At 29.3% G+C, this 1,944-nt stretch carries 2 protein-coding genes; both read left to right on the top strand.

Annotated features, from left to right (window positions below):
• The coding region (locus I6E11_RS14505; RefSeq protein WP_235338817.1) for a UvrD-helicase domain-containing protein at positions 1-740 on the top strand (740 nt) is incomplete at its 5' end.
• On the top strand, positions 733-1,944 hold a 1,212-nt coding region (locus I6E11_RS14500; RefSeq protein WP_235338816.1), incomplete at its 3' end, for a PDDEXK-like family protein. The genes I6E11_RS14505 and I6E11_RS14500, both read left to right, overlap by 8 nt.

Genomic DNA, 1,944 nt, shown 5'->3' with positions numbered 1-1,944 from the left:
ATACTGTTACATCTAAAATAGATGGCAGGCAGTATATCTTAAATAAAGAAGATGATGAAACTTTACAAGAAATAACAAGTCGAATTGTTCATTTAATGTATCAAAGTAGTCATCTTGATTCTATTCTGATTCTTACAGATACTTGTGAACATGCTTGTGAATTACAATCAAGGATTGCTTTATGTATAGGTGAAGAGAACAGACAATCATTATGGATACAGACTTTCTATAATTTTTATATAAGGATTTTTAAAGAAGAAATCTTACTTTTAAATAAAACAATTGATTTTCATGATAGTAAATTTATTTTAAGAAATATCATCAGGTCTTTGCAGCTTGATAAGAAAATATATAAATTAGGTGTTGTTAAAGAAGAAATCAGCTATGCAAAGAAGAATTTAATCCTGCCTGATGATAATGGAAATGTAGATGAATTGGCAAGATGGCGTAATGAAAGTTTTGAAAGGATGTCAGATATTTATGCTTCTTATTGGAGTTTCTGTAAGAAAAGGAACATAGTTGACTACGATGACCTTGCCATTAAAACATATTTTCTATTCAAAGAGCATCCTGGTATTCTTCATAAATATATTGGTAAGTTTGATAATATATTGATTAGCAATGAATATAATCTATCATATGTTGATTACCGAGTCTTATCATTACTATTGGATAGGACAATATATTCAGAAGGTGAATGGATAGACTACAGATATAAAAACTATAAAAAAAATGAATAAGTTAATACAGTTGTTCAATGAAATACATTTGCTTATAGAAAAACATGAGCAGATACGAAAAGAAAAAGGTGATAACTACAATCTTTTTCGAGTAATAAATATGACCAGTGATGAAACGAGGGTACATTCTGCGATGATAGCAGACTTGCTTAATCCGAAAGGACTTCATCAGATGGGTGATATATTTCTAAAACTGTTTATCAACAGATTAAACCAACAGTTTAATCTGGATAAAGATTTTGACCTTAGTGACCCAAATGTAGAATGTGAGAAATATATTGGTTCCATTAGTGAAAATAAAGATGTAGGAGGCAGGATTGATATTTATATATCAGACAAGAACCATCATATAGCTATTGAGAATAAAATATATGCAACCGATCAGGAAAACCAACTTCTACGCTATCATAACCACTTGGAGTCTATTACAGGGGTAAATAAGTTATTGCTATACTTGTCTTTGTATGGTGAAGTTAATGATATAGAAAAAACAACAGGAAATAACCGAATAAAAGAAGGTAAAGATTTCTTCACAATATCCTATTCTGAATTTATTTTGAATTGGCTGGAGGAATGCAGAAGTAAAGCAATAGACAAGCCTCTGATACGCGAAGGAATAACACATTATAGAAACTTGATTAAAAAATTGACACACCAGATGGAAAACGAAAAGAATGAACTGATAGAACTTATTAAAGAAAATCCAAAGTATATCTGTTTTTTGCCCAAGTATAAGGATGCAATTAAAGAAGTGGAAATCGGTCTATATACTGAATTTTGGATAAAATTGGAAAAAGCTATTGAAAATAAATATCCTGAAGTCGTAAAAAAATCATTTGATGGTTATAAATATGCATTAGATAAGAATTATGTACGTAAATATCATGAAAGTAAAAACTGTAGATACCAGTCAATAGAATTTAAAATAGATGAATTTGATAAATATCGGTTGATGTATAGTGTTCAGGTTGATTGGCGTACATATTGTATAGCTTTAATTAGAGATAATAACAATAAGATAATATCTATAGAAGATGCAAAAGCGATTGATAATAAAGAATTGCAAAGTGTCATATCTAGAGTAAAGGAGTTAATTAATGATTCTGAAGGTAAGTATCATTCGAGTAGCGATTGGTTATTCTGGAAGTATACAGATCCCACTATTAATTTCAGAGATTTAAATGATGATAACAGTGCATATAAT

The sequence above is a fragment of the Bacteroides caecigallinarum genome (assembly GCF_021531075.1).
GTDB lineage: Bacteria > Bacteroidota > Bacteroidia > Bacteroidales > Bacteroidaceae > Phocaeicola > Phocaeicola caecigallinarum_B.
The sequence above is the reverse complement of the archived record's forward strand: the minus strand, read 5'-3'. Positions and strand labels throughout refer to the sequence as shown.